At 66.1% G+C, this 21,343-nt stretch carries 23 protein-coding genes; 12 read left to right on the forward strand and 11 right to left on the reverse strand.

From position 1 onward, the window contains the following. The first annotated feature begins 18 nt into the window (after positions 1-18). The gene (locus AC4AMJ_RS22185; protein WP_489914738.1) at positions 19-1,242 is read left to right on the forward strand and encodes a PucR family transcriptional regulator; all 1,224 of its coding nucleotides are present in this window, start codon (positions 19-21) and stop codon (positions 1,240-1,242) included. Between the two features lie 102 nt (positions 1,243-1,344). Here the strand turns inward: AC4AMJ_RS22185 and AC4AMJ_RS22190 are convergent, their stop codons facing one another. Further along, positions 1,345-2,451, reverse strand: coding sequence for an NAD(P)/FAD-dependent oxidoreductase (locus tag AC4AMJ_RS22190; protein ID WP_489914740.1), 1,107 nt, complete (start codon positions 2,449-2,451; stop codon positions 1,345-1,347). A gap of 134 nt (positions 2,452-2,585) precedes the next feature. On the opposite strand from AC4AMJ_RS22190, the gene AC4AMJ_RS22195 reads away from it, so the two are divergent. Further along, positions 2,586-3,149 carry a type 1 glutamine amidotransferase domain-containing protein gene (locus AC4AMJ_RS22195; protein WP_489914742.1) on the forward strand — a complete coding sequence of 188 codons (564 nt, stop codon included), beginning with the start codon at positions 2,586-2,588 and terminating at the stop codon, positions 3,147-3,149. Between the two features lie 19 nt (positions 3,150-3,168). Here AC4AMJ_RS22195 and AC4AMJ_RS22200 read toward each other — a convergent pair whose 3' ends face one another. The 3 genes from AC4AMJ_RS22200 to AC4AMJ_RS22210 are packed head-to-tail and all read right to left on the reverse strand — an operon-like array spanning position 3,169 to position 5,789. Continuing rightward, entirely contained in the window at positions 3,169-3,654 is a 486-nt protein-coding gene (locus AC4AMJ_RS22200) for a PPOX class F420-dependent oxidoreductase (protein ID WP_489914744.1), read from the reverse strand. A 21-nt stretch (positions 3,655-3,675) separates the two neighbouring features. Then, a complete protein-coding gene (locus AC4AMJ_RS22205) occupies positions 3,676-4,767 on the reverse strand; it encodes an NAD(P)H-dependent amine dehydrogenase family protein (protein WP_489914746.1) in 1,092 nt (363 codons plus the stop codon). Further along, the gene (locus tag AC4AMJ_RS22210; RefSeq protein ID WP_489898967.1) at positions 4,764-5,789 is read right to left on the reverse strand and encodes a Rieske 2Fe-2S domain-containing protein; all 1,026 of its coding nucleotides are present in this window, start codon (positions 5,787-5,789) and stop codon (positions 4,764-4,766) included. Before AC4AMJ_RS22210 ends, AC4AMJ_RS22205 begins: the two co-directional genes overlap by 4 nt. An 82-nt stretch (positions 5,790-5,871) precedes the next feature. Between AC4AMJ_RS22210 and AC4AMJ_RS22215 the strand changes: the two genes are divergently transcribed. The 7 genes from AC4AMJ_RS22215 to AC4AMJ_RS22245 all read left to right on the forward strand — a co-directional run bounded on the left by AC4AMJ_RS22215 (position 5,872) and on the right by AC4AMJ_RS22245 (position 12,435). Then, entirely contained in the window at positions 5,872-6,522 is a 651-nt protein-coding gene (locus tag AC4AMJ_RS22215; RefSeq protein WP_489898966.1) for a TetR/AcrR family transcriptional regulator, read from the forward strand. A gap of 36 nt (positions 6,523-6,558) precedes the next feature. Next, the gene (locus tag AC4AMJ_RS22220; RefSeq protein ID WP_489898965.1) at positions 6,559-6,879 is read left to right on the forward strand and encodes a putative quinol monooxygenase; all 321 of its coding nucleotides are present in this window, start codon (positions 6,559-6,561) and stop codon (positions 6,877-6,879) included. Between the two features lie 144 nt (positions 6,880-7,023). Further along, positions 7,024-8,217, forward strand: coding sequence for a thiolase family protein (locus tag AC4AMJ_RS22225; protein WP_489914749.1), 1,194 nt, complete (start codon positions 7,024-7,026; stop codon positions 8,215-8,217). 10 nt (positions 8,218-8,227) lie between these two features. After that, complete coding sequence (locus AC4AMJ_RS22230; protein WP_489918490.1) at positions 8,228-8,878, forward strand: TetR/AcrR family transcriptional regulator; 651 nt, start codon at positions 8,228-8,230, stop codon at positions 8,876-8,878. 51 nt (positions 8,879-8,929) lie between these two features. Further along, positions 8,930-10,078 (forward strand): acyl-CoA dehydrogenase family protein, encoded by a 1,149-nt coding sequence (locus AC4AMJ_RS22235; RefSeq protein WP_489898963.1) that lies wholly within the window; start codon positions 8,930-8,932, stop codon positions 10,076-10,078. A 456-nt stretch (positions 10,079-10,534) separates the two neighbouring features. Further along, positions 10,535-11,038, forward strand: coding sequence for a VOC family protein (locus tag AC4AMJ_RS22240; protein ID WP_489898962.1), 504 nt, complete (start codon positions 10,535-10,537; stop codon positions 11,036-11,038). 245 nt (positions 11,039-11,283) lie between these two features. Then, positions 11,284-12,435, forward strand: a complete 1,152-nt coding sequence (locus tag AC4AMJ_RS22245; RefSeq protein ID WP_489914751.1) for a serine hydrolase domain-containing protein — start codon at positions 11,284-11,286, stop codon at positions 12,433-12,435. On the opposite strand, the gene AC4AMJ_RS22250 is transcribed toward AC4AMJ_RS22245, so the two are convergent. Next, positions 12,399-12,776 (reverse strand): YrdB family protein, encoded by a 378-nt coding sequence (locus AC4AMJ_RS22250; RefSeq protein WP_489898959.1) that lies wholly within the window; start codon positions 12,774-12,776, stop codon positions 12,399-12,401. The genes AC4AMJ_RS22245 and AC4AMJ_RS22250 overlap by 37 nt on opposite strands. A gap of 90 nt (positions 12,777-12,866) precedes the next feature. Between AC4AMJ_RS22250 and AC4AMJ_RS22255 the strand changes: the two genes are divergently transcribed. Beyond that, positions 12,867-13,946: an alpha/beta hydrolase gene (locus AC4AMJ_RS22255; protein ID WP_489914753.1), complete on the forward strand. Its 1,080-nt coding sequence runs from the start codon at positions 12,867-12,869 to the stop codon at positions 13,944-13,946. A gap of 10 nt (positions 13,947-13,956) precedes the next feature. Here AC4AMJ_RS22255 and couM read toward each other — a convergent pair whose 3' ends face one another. Genes couM through couN form a run of 3 tightly spaced genes read right to left on the reverse strand, consistent with a single transcriptional unit; the run spans position 13,957 to position 16,255 of the window. Beyond that, positions 13,957-14,430 (reverse strand): p-hydroxycinnamoyl-CoA hydratase, encoded by a 474-nt coding sequence (couM, locus tag AC4AMJ_RS22260; protein WP_489898957.1) that lies wholly within the window; start codon positions 14,428-14,430, stop codon positions 13,957-13,959. 26 nt (positions 14,431-14,456) lie between these two features. Then, positions 14,457-15,347: a 4-hydroxyphenyl-beta-ketoacyl-CoA hydrolase gene (couO, locus tag AC4AMJ_RS22265; protein WP_489898956.1), complete on the reverse strand. Its 891-nt coding sequence runs from the start codon at positions 15,345-15,347 to the stop codon at positions 14,457-14,459. Continuing rightward, positions 15,344-16,255 carry a 4-hydroxyphenyl-beta-hydroxyacyl-CoA dehydrogenase gene (gene couN, locus AC4AMJ_RS22270; RefSeq protein ID WP_489914755.1) on the reverse strand — a complete coding sequence of 304 codons (912 nt, stop codon included), beginning with the start codon at positions 16,253-16,255 and terminating at the stop codon, positions 15,344-15,346. Before couN ends, couO begins: the two co-directional genes overlap by 4 nt. A gap of 109 nt (positions 16,256-16,364) precedes the next feature. Here couN and AC4AMJ_RS22275 point away from each other — a divergent pair, with 109 nt between their 5' ends. After that, the gene (locus tag AC4AMJ_RS22275) at positions 16,365-16,793 is read left to right on the forward strand and encodes a MarR family winged helix-turn-helix transcriptional regulator (RefSeq protein ID WP_489918491.1); all 429 of its coding nucleotides are present in this window, start codon (positions 16,365-16,367) and stop codon (positions 16,791-16,793) included. A 10-nt stretch (positions 16,794-16,803) separates the two neighbouring features. Here AC4AMJ_RS22275 and AC4AMJ_RS22280 read toward each other — a convergent pair whose 3' ends face one another. From AC4AMJ_RS22280 to AC4AMJ_RS22290, 3 genes are all read right to left on the reverse strand, one after another. Then, positions 16,804-18,333 (reverse strand): acyl-CoA synthetase, encoded by a 1,530-nt coding sequence (locus AC4AMJ_RS22280; RefSeq protein WP_489898954.1) that lies wholly within the window; start codon positions 18,331-18,333, stop codon positions 16,804-16,806. 85 nt (positions 18,334-18,418) lie between these two features. After that, positions 18,419-19,189: an IclR family transcriptional regulator gene (locus AC4AMJ_RS22285; RefSeq protein ID WP_489914757.1), complete on the reverse strand. Its 771-nt coding sequence runs from the start codon at positions 19,187-19,189 to the stop codon at positions 18,419-18,421. A gap of 54 nt (positions 19,190-19,243) precedes the next feature. Then, the gene (locus AC4AMJ_RS22290; protein WP_489914759.1) at positions 19,244-20,434 is read right to left on the reverse strand and encodes a cytochrome P450; all 1,191 of its coding nucleotides are present in this window, start codon (positions 20,432-20,434) and stop codon (positions 19,244-19,246) included. Between the two features lie 154 nt (positions 20,435-20,588). Here AC4AMJ_RS22290 and AC4AMJ_RS22295 point away from each other — a divergent pair, with 154 nt between their 5' ends. Beyond that, complete coding sequence (locus AC4AMJ_RS22295) at positions 20,589-21,146, forward strand: TetR/AcrR family transcriptional regulator (RefSeq protein ID WP_489898951.1); 558 nt, start codon at positions 20,589-20,591, stop codon at positions 21,144-21,146. Positions 21,147-21,343 lie beyond the last annotated feature (197 nt).

Below are 21,343 nucleotides of genomic sequence, written 5' to 3' on the forward strand. Positions count from 1 at the left end.
GTGGTGCAGAATGTGCACATGGCGGATTGGCCGACACCTTCGGTTCGGATTCGGGAGCTTCTGCGTCGCGGCGCCGAGATCGCCTTGAATCCCCCGGAGGAATGGATCGACGAGATGCACGAGGCCGCGCTGGGCGGCGTGCGGATGTCCGTGGTCGCCGACGATCCGGTGCTCGCCGAGGGCACCCGCCGCACCAACATCGCCAATCTGCTGCATTGGGCGGCGGCCAACGTCCGGGAACCCGGGCAGCGGGTACCGGTGAATCTGTCCGGCGAGATCCTCGACACCGCACGCGATCTGGTGCGTCGAGGACTGGGTGAGTCCTCGCTGGACTCCTATCGCACGGCGCAGAGCGTGGCGTGGCGCCGCTGGATGGACATCTGCTTCCGACTCACCGACGACCCGGCCGAACTCCGGGAACTCCTGGATATCTCGTCGTTGTCGATCTCGACCTTCATCGACGACACCGTCTCGACGATGTCCGAACGGATGGAGGCCGAGCGCGCCGACCTGACCCGTGGCACCCACGCGGAACGTCGTGCCACCGTTGCCCTGTTGTTGGAGGGCGCACCCATCCCCATCGCCCGGGCGGAGGCCCAGCTCGGCTACCGGCTCCACGGGTCCCACGCGGCCGCGGTGATCTGGACCGACACCGGCGCCGCGACCGCGCGAGAACTCGAGGCCGTCGTCGATGTGCTGAGCAAGGCCACCGGGAGCCGGGACCGACTCGTCGTGGTGGCCAGTGCGGCGGCATTGTGGGTCTGGCTGCCGACGACCGCGGTGCCGACGATGACACAGCTCATCGATCACCCCCACGTCCACGTCGCCTTCGGCCGTCCGGGCCACGATCTGGATGGATTCCGCCGCAGCCACTTCCAGGCGCTCGCCACCCAGCGCCTGATGGCGCAACTGATCTCACCGCAGCAGATCGCGCGGCACGAGGACATCCGGCTCGTCGCGCTGCTCACGGCCGACCCGGCCGCAAGCGAGGAGTTCGTCGACGACACGCTCGGCGCCCTGGGTACCGCGGACCCGGACACGATCGACACCGTGCGCACCTGGATCGCCGAACAATGCAACACGTCACGGACGGCAGAGCGCCTCTACACCCACCGCAACACGGTCATCCGACGACTCGCCCGCGCCGACGAGCTGCTGCCACGTCCCGTCGCCGAGAACCTCGTCGACGTCGCGGCCGCGTTGGAGATCCTGCGGTGGCGCGCCCCCGACACCGCCCGCTGACCCAGACGCCGACAGAACCCGAAAAGCCGCCGACAGAACCCTGATTCACGCCGACAGCACCCGAAATCTTCTCGACGGCATCCTCACGGGGCTGCACCGAACTCACCGCGCCGCACCGAGCCGGGCATCAGGTGCGAACTCTGCGGGGACCCGACCGGTCGTCACCGACGTCGCGAGCGCCTCCCCGAGCACCGGCGCATGCTTGAAGAGGTTGTGGCCCGCGAGCGCGAAGATCCTCTCCGACTGCCAGATCCCGACGCCGTCGTCTCCCCACGGCAGGGCTGTGACCCAGCAGTGCACGACGTCCCGCGGGGTCGGGTCCAGGCCGGGCAGCGCTGTCGCGACGTAGTCCGCCGCCGCATCGGCGAACGAGGCGAGCCGCGGTCCGTCGTCGATGGCGCCGTCGTCGTGGGCGTCGACGCTCTCGGACAGTCCGAGTCCGTAGCCCGACCGATCGGGGTAGGCCGCCGCGTACACGCCCGTCGCGCCGAACGCACCGCTCCCGTCCTGCAGTGTGGGCAGCCGGTCGACGCGATGGCGCAACGCGAACGACACGCGCACATGCGCACCGAGTCGGACCGGCACCGCGAGGCCGGCGCCCCGCGCGAGTGCGGCGCTGCCACGGCCGGCGCAGATGATCGCCGCACCGTGGCGACCGAGCGTCGTCGGCGAGCGGACTGCGACGCCGTCTCCGTCGGGATACAGCGTGATCACCTGCTCGCCGACGATGCGGTCGGCGAAGCGCGCCGACAACGCGTCGATCGCGGCGCGCGTGTGGATCGAACCGCCGCCCGGATCGAACACCGCGGGACCGTCGTAGTCCGCGATCACCGGCAGCAGATCTCGCACGGTGGTCGGGCCCACCTCCTCGACGGCCACGCCTGCTTCCCGGAGCAGCGGGAGCCGACGCCGCGCGGCGTCGCCCAACGCGATCGCCCCGTCGTCGGAGACCAACGACGTCCCGAACTCCTCAGTCCACCGGTTCCACCGGTCGCGCGCGCGGACCGCCAGCCGTATCAGCCGCGGATCGTCATGGGCGTGACGAAAGATTCGCGACTGTCCGGCAGACTGACCGAACCCGGGAACGCCCTGCTCGTAGACGGTGACCGAAAGGCCCTGTTCGGCTGCGTGATACGCAGCGGACAGCCCGACGATCCCGGCCCCGATGACCGCGACGTCGGACCGGGTGACATCGGTGGTGGGCGACATCTGGCCCACGCTACGCCCGCATCGCCGTCGCGTCCGCGATCTGCTGGACAGTTCGCCCGACGCGGGTACCGTCGGACACAGACTTCTCGAGCAGAGGGGGGTTGATCGTTGTCCGAGCGCTGAAAGGACTCGACATGCCCGACGAACTCAACGGAATCACCGTCGCCTTCCTGGTCGCACCCGAGGGTGCTGAACAGGTGGAGCTCACCGAGCCATGGAAGACCATCGAGGCGACCGGCGGTACACCCACACTGGTCTCGACCGAGAGCGGCACCGTGCAGGCCTTCAACCATCTCGACCGAGCCGACACGTTCCCGGTCGACGTCACGACCGAGAACGCACGTGTCGACGACTTCGATGCACTCGTCCTGCCGGGCGGCGTCGCGAACCCCGATTTTCTTCGCGCCGACGACGGTGCCGTCGCCTTCGTGAAAGCCTTCGTCGACGCCGGCAAACCGGTGGCCGCGATCTGCCATGCGCCGTGGACGCTGATCGAGGCCGGAGTGGTCGACGGCCGGACACTCACGTCCTATCCGAGCCTGCAGACCGACATCCGCAACGCCGGCGCCACCTGGGTGGACGAGGAGGTCGTGGTGGACTCCTCGGGTCCGAGCACGCTGATCACCAGCAGAAACCCGCATGATCTGCCGGCGTTCAACGCGAGCCTGGTCGTCGAGTTCGGCAAGGCGCGGGTCTGACGGTGGCCCGCCGGGCGGTTCAGGCGTCCTGGGCGTCGAGCCGCTCGGCGACCTCGGCCGGGAACCCGCCGGTGGCGATCGGGCCCCACCGGGTGGGTGTGATCCGGATCAGCGACTTGCCCTGCAGTCGCATCGCCGCGCGGTACTCGTCCCAGTCCGGGTGCTCGCCGGAGATGCTGCGGAAGTAGTCGACGAGAGCCTCCTCGGCGTCGGGCATGTCCAGCACCTCGGCGTCGCCGTCGACCTGCACCCACGCGCCGTTCCACTCGTCGGACAGGATGCAGACACTGGCTACAGGGGTGTTGCGGACATTCGCGGCCTTGGCTCGATCCGGGTAGGTGGAGATCACGATCCGGCCCGCGTCATCGACTCCACCGGACACGGGCGACAACTGCGGACTCCCGTTGGAACGCACCGTACTCAGGATCATGTGATGCCGAGGGCGGATGAAGTCGAGGAGTTCGGATCGTCCCACCGCATCGGCTTTCGCAACTGTTCTGGCCATGGTGCCGACCTTACGCCCGCCTCACGACACCCGGAACCGACCTGCGAACCCGCGCAGCGGCAGGTCGGCGCTGGTGAGAATCCCCGGCCGAGCCGCCACCACGGATCGGATCGCGTTCAGTGCGGGCATGCCGGTGACCGTCATGCCGATCGAGGCGAACGAGTCGGGGTCGGACAGGTCGACCCCGGCCTTGGGGAAGATCATGTGCTTGCTGTAGATGGACGGGTCACCCGTGATGTGAGTGATGTAGCAGCCCTTGATGTCCCACGACGGGTCGGTGTACGGGGTCATCTGCCATTCCAGATGCGACTCGACGCGGGCCACACCGTCGACCATGCCCTGATATTTGATGTAGCTTCCGCCGAGCGATCCCTGCGGCAGGTGGTACCAGCCCAGGTCGATGTCCTTGGTGCACGCACCGAGCTCGTAGCTGAAGGCCACCTCGTCGAGCGCGAGGCCGAAACAGTCGGCCATCAGATAGACGGAGTCGGCGAACACCTCGGTGTACTTGCGCAGTGATTCCGGGATCGTCGGGTCGTCGACGGGCCGTCCGTATCCGACGGCCTGCCAGGTCTCGGCCGAGTGGTGGCACGACACGTCGACGGATTCGGTGACGGTGACGTTCTCGATGTCGGCGACGTCCATGGACTGCACCACCCCGATGACCTGGCACGCGCCGGGATTCATCCCGGTCCCGTAGAAGGTGGACCCGCCTGTGCGGCAGGCCTCTTCGAGGATCTCGGTGGTCTTGCGGCCACTGGGGTGCGGATGATTGGTGTTGCGGTGGAAGCCGGTGATCCAGTCGGCGGTGGTGACGATGTCGATGCCCGCCTCGAGGATCTGCACATACAGGTCCTCGTCGGGGAACACGCCGTGGAAGGTGAGCACGTCGGGACGGGCCGCGATGATCTCGTCCACAGTGCCGGTCGCGATCACACCGATCGGGTCGCCGCCGATGATCTCGCCGGCGTCACGGCCGATCTTGTCCGGCGAATAGCAATGCAGGCCAACCAGTTCCAAATCCGGATGGTTCCGGATACGCCCGATCATCTCGGAGCCGACGTTGCCGGTCGCCACCTGGAAGACGCGGATCGGTTGTGCGGACGTCGTCATGACAGAACCTTTCGCTCAGCGGCGCCGACATCACCCGTCGCGCCGTCCGGGTAGAACTGTGTCGCCCACTTCCGTAGAGCGGTGAACCCCTCATACTCCTTGCGGGACAGGGCCGGCGGATCGGAGTAGCGTTGATGCGCCCAGATGGTGATGTCGGCCTCGAACTGTTCGATGACGAAGTCGGCCATCGCTTTTCCGTAGTCGGTCATGCCGTCGAAGTCATCCCCGGGCTTGCGGCCGATCCACACGGTGAACCGCACGTCGGAGGTGTGGTCGTCGACCGGGGTGACCGCGGGCATCGTGCGGTTGTCGACCATACCCCAGCTCTTGGTGACGGAACATCCGAGACCCGCATTGATGGATTCGACACCACTCGTGGCGTTCTCGAGCGTCGCACCCTCCTCGAAGGCGATGGTGAAGTCCACATGGGACACCGGACCGTCGAAGTCGTGACGGGTGAACTCCGGCATGAAGGGTGTCTTGTGCACGAACTTGAAATGCGCGAAGTCGACGCCGTTCTCCATGATGTACTGCGGGTGGATCTCCAGGCCCGGGCGGAACAGCGTGGCGGCCGGATACGGCGGGTAGTAGTCGTCGGCGGTCGTGTCGTCGCCGAAGTCGGTGAAGATGTCCGGGACGTCGAAGTACGGTGGCCGGTTCTCGACGTCGTACCAGATCCAGATCGCCTCGTTGCGTTCGACGACGGGATAGCTGCGGATGCGGCGTCCCTTGTTCGGGTGATTCTCGTACGGGATGCAGACATTGCGTCCCTCGACGTTCCATTCCCATCCATGGAACGGGCAGACCAGGTGCTCGCCCTGGACGTGACCGCCGTAGCCGAGATGCGCACCGAGGTGTTCGCAGTAGGCGTCGAACACCGAGACCTGTCCCGACGACGCCCTCCAGGCGACCATCTCGCGGCCGAAGTAGTGCATCGTGTGCACCGCCCGGACCGGCAGCTCCGCCGACCAGGCGACCTGGAACCAGCCGGTCGGCTCCATCGACAGCGGGGTTCTGGCCATGCACCAGAACCATAGTGGGTTCTACGAAAAAATAACAGTGGGTTCTACGAAACTTCCCGGGGCGGGGATAGGATCGGTACCCATGACCGCCGACGCCCCCGTCACAGGCAGGCGCACCAATCGCCGGGGCACCGCGACCCGGGAGGCGATTCTCGACGCGGCACTGGTCGCGCTGGCGTCCGGCGAGCCCGGCTCGGTGTCCGCCAACCGCATCGCGAAGAAGATCGGCGCCACCTGGGGAACGGTGAAATACCAGTTCGGCGACGTCGACGGGCTGTGGTCCGCAGTGCTGCGCCGCACCGCCGAACGCCGCGGCGAGCTTCCCTTCCGGGAGAACAACAGCGCTGCGCTACCGGAACGGGTCGCCGACATCGTGGAGATGCTCTTCCTCGGACTGACCTCCGTGGATTCGCGCGCCATCGAGAATCTCCGGGCCGCCCTGCCGCGTGATCACGACGAACTCGAACGGTCCTACCCGCAGACCGCGGCGGAGTTCGCCTCCTGGAACGACACCTGGACCAGGGCGTGCCAGAAGGCCTTCGCCGACCTCGACGTCGATCCCGAACGGGTCCGCGAGGTCGCGGCCTTCATTCCGGGGGCGATGCGCGGGCTCGTCTCCGAGGCACAGCTCGGCAGTTACCAGGACGAGTACCTGGCTCGCCGCGGGTTCGCGAAAGCCATTGTCGCGTATCTGGAACAGTACGAGAGGAAATCACCTACCGTCGGTCGGTGATCGGACCACACGAAGTCGAACCAGGAGTCAACACGCATGTCTGAAGTGATCGTCGTCGCCACCATCTCGCCGAAAGCAGGCGAGGAAGCCGCCGTCAAGGAAGCCATCCTGACCGCCATCCCGAAGGTTCATGCCGAACCGGGTTGCATCGAGTACGCGCTGCACGAGGCCACGGGTGACTCGACCGATTTCGTGATGATCGAGAAGTGGGAATCGATGGATGCTCTGGCCACCCACGGCAGCGCCCCCGCCCTGGCCGAACTCGGCGCGGCGATCGGATCCCTGCTCGCGGGTCCGCTCGACGTCAAGACGTTCACCGCGGTCCCGGCCGGCGAGGCCGACAAGGGCGCCATCTAGGCCCCTCGCCCTCCAGACGGAACCCGCAGAGCTGTTGATTCTGCGGGTTCCGTCGTGCTAGACAAGTAGAACGAGCGTTAGATCGGCGCGCGTTTGCGCTTGTCATCCGCAGATTCCGATCAGCACATCACTTGGAGGAACCACATGCCCGAAGCCGTCATCGTCGACGTCGCCCGCCTCGCCGTCGGCAAGGGAAAGCCGGGTGGCGCCCTGTCGGAGACCCAGCCTGTCGAGCTGCTGGCGCACATCCTGAAAGCGCTGGTCGAGCGCAACGATCTCGATCCCGCCCTCGTCGACGACGTCATCGGCGGCTGCGTCGGACAGGCCGGCGAGCAGGCACTCAACATCTCCCGCACCGCGCTGCTGTCGGCCGGGTTCCCCGAGTCGGTCCCGGCCACCACCGTCGACCGCCAGTGCGGTTCCAGCCAGCAGGCGGCCCACTTCGCGGCGCAGGGCGTCATCGCCGGCGCCTACGACATCGTCATCGCCGCCGGTGTCGAGTCGATGAGCCGCGTGCCGATGGGCTTCACCACCGTCGGCCGCAGCCCCTACGGCCCGAGCATCGCCGCCCGCTACCCCGACGGCCTGGTGGGCCAGGGCATCTCCGCCGAGCTCATCGCGGCGAAGTGGAAGTTCGATCGCGACGCCCTCGACGCCTTCGCGGCGCAGTCTCATCAGCGCGCGGCACAGGCCGCCGCCGACGGCTTCTTCGACAAGGAGATCGTCCCGATCGAGGTCGCCAACGCCGACGGCGAGCGGTTCACCCACACCGTCGACGAGACCGTGCGGGCCTCCACCACCGCCGAGGGACTCGGCGGCCTGAAGTCGTCCTTCTACTCCGAGGAGTACGCGCAGCGCTTCCCGGAGATCAACTGGCACATCACGCCCGGCAACTCCTCGCCCCTGACCGACGGCGCATCCGGCGCCCTGATCATGAGCGACACGATGGCCTCGAAGCTCGGCCTGACGCCCCGCGCCCGCTTCCATTCGTTCTCGGTGGCCGGCGACGACCCGGTGTTCATGCTCACCGCGCCGATCCCGGCAACCCGCAAGATCCTCGAGCGCTCCGGGCTGTCGATCGACGACATCGACACCTACGAGGTCAACGAGGCGTTCGCGCCCGTCCCGCTCGCCTGGGCGCACGAGTTCGGCGCCGACCCGGCCAAGTTGAACCCCCGCGGTGGTGCCATCTCGCTGGGCCACGCGCTCGGATCGTCGGGCACCCGGCTGCTCAGCACGATGGTCAATCACCTCGAGGCGACCGGCGGCCGCTACGGCCTGCAGACCATGTGTGAGGGTGCGGGCATGGCGAACGCCACCATCATCGAACGTGTCTGATACGACAACGGTGTTCCCGACCGGCGAATCCGAGCCGGTCGGGAATCCTCCGGGTGATTGGCGGCGGGTCGCCCCGCTCGAATTGCCCGTCACCCTCGCCGCCGCCAAGGACGCCTTTCACGATCGCGGCTTCCACGGCACCTCGATCCGCGACATCGCCTCCCGTGCAGGGGTTTCACTGCCGACGCTGTACTACCATCACGACAACAAACAGGGCATCCTCGTCGCACTGCTCGAAGCGGGTATGGGCGCCGTGCTGAACCGGGTCCGGTCGGCGATCGCCGACGGGAAAACCCCACGCGAGCAACTATCATATTCGATCGAGACGATCGTCCTGCACATGACCGCCGATCTCGAGTTGGCCAGCGTCGGAAGAGAACTCCGCTATCTCGACACCGACAACCCGCATCGCCAGCACTACGTGGGCATGCGGACCGAGATGGAAGAGCTACTCGAGGACGTCCTGCGCCGCGGCGTCACCTCCGGCGATTTCGAGATCCCCGGTGATCTGAAAGAGGTGTTGCGATACCTGCTCGGCGCCTGCCAGGAGGTCACGACCTGGTACCGCCCGGACGGCCCGAGGTCACCGGCGGAGGTCGCGGAATCGTATGCGGCAACCTCGCTTCGCGCGGTCGGCGGCACACCACTCACCGACGGCTGATCGATCACATCAACAACATCCTCACCACGAACAAGGAGTTGACGAACCACCATGAAACGCACCGTCTTCGAACCCGAACACGAGCAGCTGCGCGCCACCGCCCGTGAGTTCCTGCAGCGCGAATGCGCACCCTACGTCGAGGAGTGGGAGCGCAACGGCGTGGTCGACCGCGAGGTCTACAAGAAGGCCGGCGACGTCGGCCTGCTGGGCTTCAACATGCCCGAGGAGTACGGCGGCGGTGGGACCGACGACTTCCGGTTCAACGCCGTCATCGTCGAGGAGTTCGCGCGTTTCGGTGGAGCGGCACCCGGGCTGTCCCTGCAGAACGACGTCGTCGGACCGTATTTCATGCATCTGGCCAACGACGAGCAGAAGAAGCGCTGGATGCCCGGGATCGCCACCGGCGAGACCATCCTCGCCGTCGCGATGACCGAACCCGGCGCCGGCAGCGACCTCGCGGGTATCAAGACGTCGGCCAAGCGCGACGGCGACCACTACATCGTCAACGGCAACAAGACCTTCATCTCTGCCGGCATCAACTCCGACCTGGTGGTCGTGGTGTGCCGCACCAACCCGGACCCCGCCGCCGGTCACAAGGCGTTCTCGCTGCTCGTCGTCGAGCGCGGCATGGAGGGTTTCGAGCGCGGACGCAAGCTGGACAAGATGGGCCTGGCCGCGGCAGACACCGCGGAACTGCACTTCAACGACGTGCGGGTGCCCGCCGAGAACCTCCTCGGCGAGGAGGGCAAGGGCTTCTACCACCTGATGCACAACCTGCCGTCGGAGCGACTGTCCATCGGCATCGGTGCCATCGCCGGCGCGCGTGCCGTCTTCGAGGAGACACTGCAGTACGTCAAGGACCGCAAGGCCTTCGGCAAGCCGATCGGCACCTTCCAGCACAACCGTTTCGTGATGGCCGAGATGTCCACCGAGCTCGACATCGCCGAGCAGTACATCGACCGCTGCCTGCGCGCCGTGGTCGACGGCGAGCTCACCGCCGTGGATGCCTCCAAGAACAAGTGGTGGTGCACCGAACTGGCCAAGAAGGTCATCGACCAGTGTGTCCAGCTGCACGGCGGCTACGGCTACATGAACGAATACCGGGTCGCGCGCGCCTACAAGGACTCTCGCATCCAGACCATCTTCGGCGGCACCACCGAGATCATGAAGGATCTCATCGGCCGCGACATGGGTCTGTAGGACAGAAACCCTGACGACTGACCACAATCGGCCCCGTGACGCAGGCCCGAGGGAGCATTCCCTTGGACTGTGCTCACGGGGCCGATTGTGGTCATCGCCTTCATCACTCGCCCGTCGAGTAGCCCAAACCACCAGACCACTACATCCCACTCGCTGGTCGAGTAGTCCGAGCCGCCAGACCACGACATCCCACTCGCCGGTCGAGTAGCCCAAACCACCAGACCACTACATCCCACTCGCTGGTCGAGTAGTCCGAGCCACTAGGCGAGGACGTATCGAGACCCCGCAACCACCCGCTCAGTCGTCGTTCCAGACAAGAAGAACGATCAGCCCATCATGCTTTCCTTGTGAAGGAGTCCTCCGTGACGACGAGCGGGCGGCATCTTCTCGCGCGCTATCCTGTAAGTCGTTGACATCGAAACTACATTTCGATCTCGAATCAGGAGCGTGCGATCGATGGCTACCGAAACCGAGCGGGCACAACAATTTACCGCCCAACGCGATCGACTGCGGGCCACCTACCTCCAGCCAGAGACGAGTCGCCCGACGTCTGCCGCTCGCGGGCTGCACCATACCGCGCTTCTCAGCAGCGATGTCGAACGAACCATACGCTTCTACCAGCAGCTACTGGAATTCCCGCTGACCGAACTGATCGAGAATCGGGACTACCCGGGGTCGTCACATTTCTTCTTCGACATCGGCAACCACAACTTGTTGGCGTTCTTCGACTTTCCCGGCCTTGACGTCGGCCCATATCAGGAGGTACTCGGCGGCCTACACCACGTCGCGATCAGCGTTGAACCCCAACGGTGGCAGCATCTGCGTGACAAGCTCGTCGCCGCCGGGATCGAGCTGATCGAACACAGCGAGGTCTCGCTGTATTTCCGCGACCCCGACGGCGCACGGCTCGAACTGATCGCCGATCCCCTCGGCGAGATGTACGGGAACAAGGTGTTGTGACACCGCCTGGCTCCACCGGACACTCCGATCACTCGGACCCCGCGGTGTGGGAGGCTGCCGTCGTCGGCGAGCTGCCGAAGACGGTTACCGGCAGGATCCTGCGCCGGGAACTGCGCGACGCCCGGTAGTCCGGGCACCGGTTGTGGTTTGTACCGATTTCCGGCGCAAACCACAACCGGACCGTCGTGCCATGTTCTACGGTCGGCCGAGGGGCGGCATCGGCGTCGCCCGGCGAGGAGTTCGACATGTCCGACACACCCGAGATCCACGGCCACACCGATCCCCGGTTCGCGCGGGTCCGCGACGAACTCTCCACCCAGTTGGGCTCCGGCGAAGAACTCGGCGCGGCCATCGCCCTCGACATCGACGGTGAGGTCGTCGTGGACATCTGGGGTGGACATCGAGACGCCGCCGCCACCCTGCCGTGGGAGCGCGACACCATCGTGAACGTGTGGTCCACGACCAAGGAGATCACGGCGCTGTCGGTGCTCATGCTGGTCGACCGCGGACTCGTCGACCTGCATGCCCCGGTCGCCACCTACTGGCCCGAGTTCGCCCAGAACGGCAAGGACGCCATCGAGGTGCGTCACATCATGGCCCACACCTCCGGCGTCTCCGGTTGGGATCAACCGTTCACCGTCCCCGACATGTACGACTGGGACAAGGCCGTCGAACACCTCGCCCGGCAGGCCCCGTGGTGGGAACCGGGCACCGCATCGGGCTATCACGCGCAGAACCAGGGCCACCTGCTGGGTGAGATCGTCCGACGGGTCACCGGCAAACACCTCAAGCAATTCGTCGCCGACGAGATCGCCGGTCCACTGGGGACCGACCTGCAGATCGGCGCCACCGAGGCCGACGACGACCGGATCGCCGAACTCATCCCGCCGCCACCGTTGCCGATCGACTTCGCTTCGCTACCCACCGATTCCCCGATGTTCAAGACCTTCACCGGCCCTGCCGCGAGGGCCGATGCGGCGAACACCATCGAGTGGCGGCGCGCCGACATGGGCGCCCTCAACGGGCACACCAACGCCCGCGCACTCGTACGCACCATGTCGGCCATCTCGCGGGGTGGAAGCGTCGACGGCGTGACGCTGTTGTCGGAGAAGACGATCGACCAGATCTTCGACGAACAGATGCACGGCGTCGACCTGGTCCTCGGCGTCCCGTTGCGGTGGGGCATCGGCTTCGGACTGCCGGAGCCCGAGACGGTGCCGTCGCTGCCCGACGAACGGATCTGCTTCTGGGGCGGCTGGGGCGGCTCGATGACGGTCATGTTCCCGCTGCAGAAGATGACCTTCTCCTACGTGATGAACAAGATGGCGCCGGGGATCATCGGGTCCGATCGTTCCGATGCCTACCTGCGGGCGGTCCTGTCGTCACTCGCGGACTGACCACCCTCGGGTCCGGACGTCTCGACACGTCGGAACAACGGCTCCGCGATCACCGCGACGACAGCGAACACCGTCGCTGCGACCGGGCTCACCTGCCACAGCGCATACGCTGCGGCCAGGTAGATGATCGCTTTGGCGACGTAATACGGCACGGTGCTCAGCCGTCGCCGCGCCTTCGGCGCCATGAACACGCTCCAGAAGGCGATCACCAGAATCAGCAGCACCGCCGCGAGAACCCAGCCGGCCACGCTGTTGCCGAGCCAGATCAGGCCGAACGATGCGATCGCACCCCACGCCACCAGCTCGAGCGCAAAGACCACGAGTCCCACGATGTAGAACATATCGGTCTCCTCCACGGGCGTCCGTCATCGGTGAACATCGGCTACCCGTAGGATCGCACGTCGTGAACACGACGAGCACAGGTGCCGACGATGTTTGACGGCGTACGCACGCTGTACCGCATCACCCGGGGTGAACGGATGGTCGAGGATCAGCCGACCGGCGACGTGACTATCGCCGACGGCCCGCACCGTACCCTGCGGCGATACGGCACCGACGCCGACGTCACCACGGCCCGGTCGGCCGGACACACGCCGGTGCTGCTGGTGCCGCCGCTCGCGGTTCCGGCCCGCTGCTACGACCTGTCACCGGACATGTCGTTGGTGGCCTTTCTGCGGTCCACGGGGCGCATTCCGTATGTCGTCGACTTCGGCGAGATGGGTTACGCCGACCGTCATCTCGGCTTCGCGAACTTCTTCGACGACATCGTGCCCGAGGCGATCGGCCGCGTGATCACCGACTACTTCGCCGACGACACCACTGTGGCCGGTCAGGTCGACCTCGCCGCGTGGAGCCTGGGCGGGACGGTGGCGTTCCTGACCGTCGGCGCCCATCCCGAATTGCCGGTCCGATCGATCACCGCCGTCGGCACACCGTTGAATTACTCTCTGGTGCAGCCATATCCGCTGGTGAAACGAATTGTCCGCCCGATCGGTCCGGCACCGGTCAGGTATACGTTGAAGGCGATGGGCGGTATCCCGGCGCCGCTGGTACGTGTCGCCTATCGAGCGACCGCGTGGGAACGCGAGATCAAGAAGCCCGGTTACATACTCCGCAACGCCGACAACACCGAGGCGCTTGCACGGATGCAGGTCATCGACTGGTTCCAGGACGCGCTGCCCGGCTACCCCGGCAAACTGTCCGAACAGATGTGGGAGAACCTGGTCTACCGGGATGAAATCGCCCACGGTGTACTCGATTTCGATGGCCGACAGGTGGATCTGACGTCGGTCGCGGTGCCGATCCAATTGTTCGGCAGTCACCGGGACGCGATCGTCAGCTGGGCCGCGGCACGTCACGGCGTGGAGATCTTCGCGGATTCGCCGGAAGTCCACTTCACCACCGTCGAGACCAGTCACCTCGGCTTGATCGCCGGCAGCGACGCGGCCGCGCACACCTGGCCGCGGATCGATGGGTTCCTGAGTGCGCTGGACGACCGGAGCCGACAGTAGCGTCTGTCACCTACTCGAAGAACCGATAGACGGCCTCGACCACCACCGCCGGCCGGTCGCTGTTCTCGAGTTCGATGACGCCGTCGACGGTGACCTGGACACCACCCTTTGGCAACTGTTCGACGGACTTCAGCGTCGCATTCAGACGTACCCGCCCACCGGCGGGCACAGGACTGGTGAAGCGCACCTTGTTCAGCCCGTAGTTGACCGCCATCGTGACGCTGTCGATGGTGAGCACCTCGCCCCACATCGGGATGATCAGCGACAGGGTCAGATACCCGTGGGCGATGGGTCCGCCGAACGGGCTCTCCGCGGCGGCCCGCTCCGGCTCGACATGGATCCATTGGTGGTCGCCGGTGGCGTCGGCGAAGGTGTTGATCCGTTCCTGCTCGACGGCGATCCATGAGCTGACGCCAATGGTCGTGCCGACGAGTCCGTCGAGATCGGCGAGCGTGGCGACATGCGTGGCGGTGGCTGTGGTCATGACAATCTCCTGAGTCGTTACGGTTTTCAGCTCTTGATTCCGAGCACGCGCTTGGCGTTCTCCTTGAAGATCAGTGGCACGACCTCGGGTTTGATGTCGAGCTTCTCGAAGTCGGAGCGCCAGCGGTCCACCTGGATCACCGGGAAGTCCGATCCGAACAGGACCTTGTGGCGCAACATCGAATTCGCGGCCTTCACCAACTGGGCCGGGAAGTATTTCGGCGACCATCCGGACAGATCGATGTAGACGTTGGCCTTGTGGGTGGCGATGGAGATCTGCGCGTCCACCCACGGCACCGCGGGATGGGCCATGACGACGGTGAGGTCCGGGAAGTCGGCGGCGACGTCGTCGAGCAGCATCGGGTCCGAGTACCTCAGCTTGATGCCGTGCCCACCCGGGAGTCCGGCACCGATCCCGGTCTGTCCGGTGTGAAACAGTGCCGGCACGCCACATTCGACGATGGCCTCGTACAGCGGGTAGAACTGCCGATCGTTGGGTTCGAACCCCTGCATACTCGGATGGAATTTGAAACCCTTGACCCCGAACTCGTCGACGAGCCGATGGACGCGTTTGACCGCCGCCTTGCCCTGCAGCGGGTCGACCGATCCGAACGGGATCAACACATCGTTGAATTCCGCTGCACGCTCGGCGATCTCCTCCACATTGTTCGGCGCGTGGCCGGACGCCGATGCCGCGTCGACGGTGAACACCACCGCCGCCATGTTGCGGTCCCGGTAGTGCTGTGCGATCGATTCGATCGCCGGCGTGCGTTCCTCGCCGGACTTGAAGTATTTCTCCGACGCGGCCATCAGCTCGTCGTCCATGGAGCGGTGCCCGCAGCCGTCGATCTCCACGTGCGTGTGGATGTCGATCGCATCGATGGCGTCGAAATCTACGCCGTACTCATACCTGGTCATCGTGCCATCGCCTCGGCGGGAAATTCTTCGCCCACGGATTCGAGCCGATCGGCGAACGTCGTGGGCCATTCGGCGGCGACATCATCGGCGCCGAAGCCCCCGTCGTGGAACGCAGTTGCGGTCAGCTGCGGATGCGACCACAGCGCAAGCCGGTCACCGCCGACCGAGATGGCCTGCCCGGTGACACCGGCAGCGTCATCGGAGGCCAGGAAGGCGACGACTCCGGCGGCATCTTCGGGTGTACCCATACCGACCTCTCGGCGGATGATGTCGGGGAGGGGTTCTCCGTTCTTCATGCCCTCGATGTGCGGGGCGAGGAACGGGATCGTCTCGGTCATCGCGGTGGCCGCGACCGGGCAGACCGCGTTTGCGGTGATGCCGGCCTTGGCCAGTTCCATCGCCCAGGTGCGGACCATCCCGACGATGGCCGCCTTCGCCGCCGAGTAGTTGGTCTGGCCGAAGTTGCCGCGCTGACCCGCCGGCGAACCGATGCAGATGACGCGCCCGCCCTCGCCCTGTTCCCGGAACCGGTTCACCGCCTCACGCACACACGTGAACGTCCCGCGCAGATGGACGTCGATGACCGCATCGAAGTCCTCGTCGGACATCTTCCACAGCACCTTGTCACGCAGGATGCCGGCGTTGGTGACGAGCACGTCGAGACGGCCGAACTTCTCCACGGCGGCCGCGACCAGCGCGCGTGCCGTCTCGGCGCTGCCCACCGGCGCGACGACGCCGACCGCTCGACCTCCCGTAGCGGTGATCGCGGCAACGGCGGCGTCGGCTGCCTCCTGCCGGACGTCGTTGACCACCACCGCCGCTCCGCAGCGCGCGAGTTCACGTGCGTACGCCAGACCCAGCCCTTGGCCGCTGCCGGTGACGATGGCGACCTTGCCGCTCAGATCCATGTGTTCCTCCTGATGCCGGGTGTCGATCTCAAATTGAAGTACAACAACAATAATTGAGTTTGTCAATCATTGTGTCACTGGTACTCTTCGGCTGATGAAAGGACAGCGCATGGCACAACGGCGGACACTCGAGGACGACCTCGGATTCCTCCTGGCCCGCGCATCCGCCGTGCTGGTGAAGACAACCAATCGCGCGCTCGCACCACTGGGGCTCAAGGTGCGCGCCTACAGCGTCCTGGCGGCGGTCTGTGATCGGGCCGACGGGATCACACAGCGACGTCTTGCCGCCGACGTCGGACTCGATCCGAGTCAGATCGTGGCCCTGGTCGACGACCTCGAGAGCCGCAAGTTGGTCGTCCGCACAACCGATCCCGGTGATCGACGCAACAAACTCATCCTGGCCACCGACGCCGGGCGTGACCTCTGCCGCAGGGCGCGCGCGATCAGTGACGACGTCGCCGCAGAGTACTTCCCCGAATCCGCCGATTCCGATGCACTACGCGCCCTGTTGTCCCGGGTCACGTTCCCCGGCAACTGATCCGAAAGCCTCAGCCGACCGGCGCGAACATCGACCGCAGGCGGTCCTTACGAATCTTGCCCGTGGCGTTACGTGGGATCTCGTCGAGCACGACCATCGACCGGGGGATCTTGTAGCGCGCCAGCCGTGTCTCCAGGAACTCGCGGAGTTCGTCGTAGGTGAGCTCGACCCCATCCGCAAAAGTGATCGCGGCGCAGCCCACCTCACCCCATTTCTCGTCGGCGACGCCGAAGACGCCGCATCCGACGACGCCGGGGATCTCCAGGATCACGGCCTCGATCTCGGCGGGATAGATGTTCTCCCCGCCGGAGATGATCATGTCCTTGAGCCGGTCGACGATCGTGACGCAGCCGTCGTCATCGCGTACGCCGACGTCGCCGGAGCGGAACCAGCCGTCGTCGGTGAACGCGGCCGCCGTCGCATCCGGCCGACCCCAGTACTCCCGCATGACATTCGGCCCCTGGATCTGGATCTCGCCCCGCTCACCCGACTCCGCCTCGGCACCGTCGGGTCCGACGACGCGGACGTCGGTGAAGAAATGTGCGATGCCGGCGGACCCGAGTTTCTCCTCGACCCGATCAGGCGTGAGAACCAATGCACCGGGACCGGTTTCGGTGAGACCGTAAGCCTGACACAACTTGACACCCCGCTCGGCGAAGGTACGAAGCGTACGCGGCGGCACCGGTGCCGCCGCGACGATCCACCGTCGGATCGATGTGAGATCGCTTCGCGCCCAGTCGGGATGGGCACTCATCGCGTCCAGCATGGTCGGCACCCCGAAGGAATAGGTGACCCCACGCTCGGCGACCAGCCGCAACGCACGACCAGGATCGAATCCTTCGTCGATCACCAGCGTGCCACCCTTGAGGATCGTCGGCAGCGAGACGAAGTTCAGTGCAGCCGTGTGAAACAGCGGCGCGGCGACCAGCGAGACCTCGTCGCTGCACAGGTCGAGGTCGAGGACCGGGTTGAGCGCGGCGAAGGTGACGCCGCCGTGGGTGAGGACCACGCCTTTGGGGTTCCCGGTCGTCCCCGACGTGTACATGATGAAGCAGGGATCGTCGGTGCCCACCGGTTCATCGATGCGCTCGGAACCTGCCGAGGCGATGATGGCCTCGTACCCGACCGCGCCCGCATCGGGTTCCCCATCGACGACAACCCGCATCGGATTCTGCTCGTCGCCCACCGCCGCGATCGCGGTGGCACCGAGCTGCGCCGAGTGGATCAGCACCCGTGCGCCGGAATCGCGCAGTGCGTAGGCGACCTCGGGCGCGGTCAGCCGTGCGTTCAAGGGCACGAGGATCGCGCCCAGCAGGCCTGCCGCGAACAGCCCTTCGAGGTAGGCGGGATGGTTGGCACTCAGCAGCGCCACCCGGTCACCGCGTCCGACACCGAGATCGGCGAGCGCGTGAGCCAGGCGAGTCGTGCGTTCCGACAGTTCCCGATAGGTGAGTTCCTCGTCCCGAAAGATGATGGCGGTGGCGTCCGGGCGCTGCCGGGAGGTGCGAAAGGGCCAGGTGCCCACACCCATGTTGCGCATTGGAACTCCTCGTCGATCACGAATGTGTCGCCGATCACCGTATTTGACAATGATTGAGTTTGTCAATCATTTAGACTCTTGCGCCTCACGCCCCCGCAGCCGGTGCGATCCCGTACAGCGTGCGTCCCACGCCCTGCGCGGCCACCTGGGCCGCGGCCACCAGCGATGCCCGATTGCGCCCCAGCGACGGGACCACCACGCCGAGGGCGGCCACCACGTCGTCACCGTTGCGGACGGGAACCGCGATCGAGCAGGCGCCGAGCGTCATCTCCTCGGAGGTGGTGGCGTATCCCTGCTGGCGGATCTGGCGAAGCTGGCGGTCGAGCACGCCCGGCGCGACGATCGTGTAGCGCGTCATCGGACGCAGGTCGGCCATCGCCGCACGCCGGATGTCATCGGGTGCGTGCGCGAGCAGGACCTTTCCGACCCCGGTGCAGTGCAGCGGCAGTCGACTGCCGACGCGGCTGACGACCGGAACCGATGCGCGACCCGACAACCGATCCAGGTAGAGCACCTGGTTTCCGTCGCGGACCGCGAGGTGGACCGTCGCAAAGGTTGCCGCGTAGAGGTCCTGCAGGAACGGCGCCGCCACCTCCCGGATACCGGACTGGATGGGCGCGAGCAGACCCAGATCCCACATCCGGCGGCCGACGACGAATCTGTTGTCGGGCCGGCGGGTGAGCGCTCCCCACGACTCGAGTTCGCGGGCCAACCGGTGGGCGGTCGGCAACGGGAGGTCGGCGCGCTCGGCGATCTCGGTCAGGGTGAGCGCGCGGTGGGATCGATCGAAGGCCCCGAGAACCGCGAGCACCCGGGACGCCACGGATTGGCCGGGAGTGCTCGTGTTACCCGCCATCACCATCACCCGATCTTTCACTCAGTGGAATCGAGTGTAGTGGGCCGATATGTCTTACATCGATCGGTTGACCGTCAGCGGCAGGGTGCGCAGTCGACGCACCAGCAGGCTGCGTTCCCACTGCGGGTTCTCGTGATCGACCGTGAAGTCGGCCGTGGAATCCAGGAGAAAGTCGATCGCCGAGCGCGCCTCGAGGCGGGCAAGCGCCGCGCCGACACACAGGTGCAGCCCCTTGCCGAACGCGACGTGGGATCGGCGCAGCGTCGGATCGAGGATCACGGTGCCCGGCTCGTCGAAGTGCGCGGGGTCGCGGTTGGCCGCACCCCACAGCAGGTAAAGGTGTGAGCCGGCCGGCAGTTCGACGTCACCCAGCGTGGTATCGCGGACGACGTGGCGATAGTGGCCGCGGAACGGCGACTCCAGGCGCAGCGCCTCCTCGACGAATGTCGGTACGAGACTGCGATCCTCACGCAGCCGGCCGACGAGTCCTGGTTGCTCGCCGAGCAGCCACACAGCGCTGCCGAGCAGGCTGACCGTCGATTCCGCACCGGCGGCGACGAGTTGGACAAGGATGAAGGTGGCCTCGGCCCGGTCGAGCCGGCCCTGCTCCACCAAGGCCGCGAGGTCGGCCATGATGCCGTCACCGTGGTTGTCGAGAGCCGAGCTGAACGCTTTGTCGATGTGCGCGGTGAGCTCGCCCGCCGCCGCTGTCGCTGCCTCGAGTTGTTCGGTGGTCACCACGCCATCGAGCAGGATGGTGGTTGCGAAGGACCATCGGATCAGGTCGTCGATGTCGCACTGCGGAAATCCGCACAGGTCCGCAACGACGGTCATCGGCAGCCGTTGTGCGATCGCCGTCATCCAATCGATGTGGCCGTCCTCGACCCCGTTGTCCCAGAGCCGTTTCAACGTGTGGGCGATGAACGGTTCGAGCTCCCGGATGCGCTTGGCCACCAGTGACGGCATCACCACCGTGCGATGCTCACGATGCACCGGGTCGTCCGCGGTGGCCAGCACATGCAGCGGCGAACCCAGCTCGAGCATCGGAAACGCTGACACCGTGCCGTCGGCATTCCACACCATGGTGGCGGTGAGATTCGATGAGAAATCCTCCGGCCGCGCGATCGCCTCGGTGACGAGTTCCCAGCTCGTCACCAGATAGAACGGCGATCCGTCGAGGCGGGCGACGGGCGACTCGGCTCGCAGTTGGTCGAAGTACGGATACGGGTTGTCGAGGTCATGCACCTGACCAGCGTCGACCCCGGGCTGCGTTCAGTTCAACCCGCTGCGGCGAAGTCGACACAACCGCGTTTGAGCCGGTATCGGTCAAGTCTCACTCCGCCTGTGCGACCTCGGGAAATCGGTGCAACATATCGCTGAGATGTCTCAGACTGAGAACATGACCGAAGATTGGTTGGTGAGTGGTGACCGCAGCGAAGCTGCGCGGGATCGGCTCTACGCCATCGCCACGGAGATGATCGGCCGGCACGGGGTCGATCGGTTCGAACTCAACGAGCTTGCTCGCCGAGCACATTGTTCGAGAGCCACCGTCTACCGCCACGTCGGCGGCAAGGCGAGGTTGCTGGAGTCCGTGTGGGCGTTGTCGTCGGCCGGCGTCGTCGCCGAGGTCGAGAAGGCAGTCGACGGGTTAGCGGGTCCGCGTCGCGCGGAGGTCGCGATCACGGTCGCCTTGCGGGAGATCCGGTCCGATCGTGTGATCCGACAGTTTGTCCGATCACGGCACGCCCTCACCGCCGAGGCCGCCGACACCGTCATCGGTTCCGCCACGATCAACCGCATCGCCGCCGACCTCATGGGACTCGACCCCACCGAAGTGACCACCATCCGATTCGCGATCCGCACCTTCCTCGCGATGTTGCTCTTTCCCCCGAAGGATCCGAAGGAAGAGTCGGAGCTCATCGAGATTTTTGTGCGCGCGATTCATCAGGCTGCGTAAGTCTGCGGCGGGCGGACCACTCGGCTCCCGGTGATCTCGATACGGCTCCTCGCTGCCGCTCGTCACCTACTCGATCAGCAGATGGGAAGGCACCCCCCTTTTTCGCTGGGTGAGGGGCACCACTCCGCTGGTCGTCGGGCACGCCCTCTTCCGCTGGTCGTCGGGCACGCCCTCTTCCGCTGGTCGTCGGGCACGCC

The sequence above is a fragment of the Gordonia sp. LMA484 genome, from assembly GCF_058129505.1.

Coding starts and splice junctions, on each gene's coding strand:
- AC4AMJ_RS22185 (WP_489914738.1), top strand. CDS start 19: ATGGCGGATTGGCCGACACCTTCGGTTCGGATTCGGGAGCTTCTGCGT.
- AC4AMJ_RS22190 (WP_489914740.1), bottom strand. CDS start 2,451: ATGTCGCCCACCACCGATGTCACCCGGTCCGACGTCGCGGTCATCGGG.
- AC4AMJ_RS22195 (WP_489914742.1), top strand. CDS start 2,586: ATGCCCGACGAACTCAACGGAATCACCGTCGCCTTCCTGGTCGCACCC.
- AC4AMJ_RS22200 (WP_489914744.1), bottom strand. CDS start 3,654: ATGGCCAGAACAGTTGCGAAAGCCGATGCGGTGGGACGATCCGAACTC.
- AC4AMJ_RS22205 (WP_489914746.1), bottom strand. CDS start 4,767: ATGACGACGTCCGCACAACCGATCCGCGTCTTCCAGGTGGCGACCGGC.
- AC4AMJ_RS22210 (WP_489898967.1), bottom strand. CDS start 5,789: ATGGCCAGAACCCCGCTGTCGATGGAGCCGACCGGCTGGTTCCAGGTC.
- AC4AMJ_RS22215 (WP_489898966.1), top strand. CDS start 5,872: ATGACCGCCGACGCCCCCGTCACAGGCAGGCGCACCAATCGCCGGGGC.
- AC4AMJ_RS22220 (WP_489898965.1), top strand. CDS start 6,559: ATGTCTGAAGTGATCGTCGTCGCCACCATCTCGCCGAAAGCAGGCGAG.
- AC4AMJ_RS22225 (WP_489914749.1), top strand. CDS start 7,024: ATGCCCGAAGCCGTCATCGTCGACGTCGCCCGCCTCGCCGTCGGCAAG.
- AC4AMJ_RS22235 (WP_489898963.1), top strand. CDS start 8,930: ATGAAACGCACCGTCTTCGAACCCGAACACGAGCAGCTGCGCGCCACC.
- AC4AMJ_RS22240 (WP_489898962.1), top strand. CDS start 10,535: ATGGCTACCGAAACCGAGCGGGCACAACAATTTACCGCCCAACGCGAT.
- AC4AMJ_RS22245 (WP_489914751.1), top strand. CDS start 11,284: ATGTCCGACACACCCGAGATCCACGGCCACACCGATCCCCGGTTCGCG.
- AC4AMJ_RS22250 (WP_489898959.1), bottom strand. CDS start 12,776: ATGTTCTACATCGTGGGACTCGTGGTCTTTGCGCTCGAGCTGGTGGCG.
- AC4AMJ_RS22255 (WP_489914753.1), top strand. CDS start 12,867: ATGTTTGACGGCGTACGCACGCTGTACCGCATCACCCGGGGTGAACGG.
- couM (WP_489898957.1), bottom strand. CDS start 14,430: ATGACCACAGCCACCGCCACGCATGTCGCCACGCTCGCCGATCTCGAC.
- couO (WP_489898956.1), bottom strand. CDS start 15,347: ATGACCAGGTATGAGTACGGCGTAGATTTCGACGCCATCGATGCGATC.
- couN (WP_489914755.1), bottom strand. CDS start 16,255: ATGGATCTGAGCGGCAAGGTCGCCATCGTCACCGGCAGCGGCCAAGGG.
- AC4AMJ_RS22275 (WP_489918491.1), top strand. CDS start 16,365: ATGGCACAACGGCGGACACTCGAGGACGACCTCGGATTCCTCCTGGCC.
- AC4AMJ_RS22280 (WP_489898954.1), bottom strand. CDS start 18,333: ATGCGCAACATGGGTGTGGGCACCTGGCCCTTTCGCACCTCCCGGCAG.
- AC4AMJ_RS22285 (WP_489914757.1), bottom strand. CDS start 19,189: ATGGCGGGTAACACGAGCACTCCCGGCCAATCCGTGGCGTCCCGGGTG.
- AC4AMJ_RS22295 (WP_489898951.1), top strand. CDS start 20,589: ATGACCGAAGATTGGTTGGTGAGTGGTGACCGCAGCGAAGCTGCGCGG.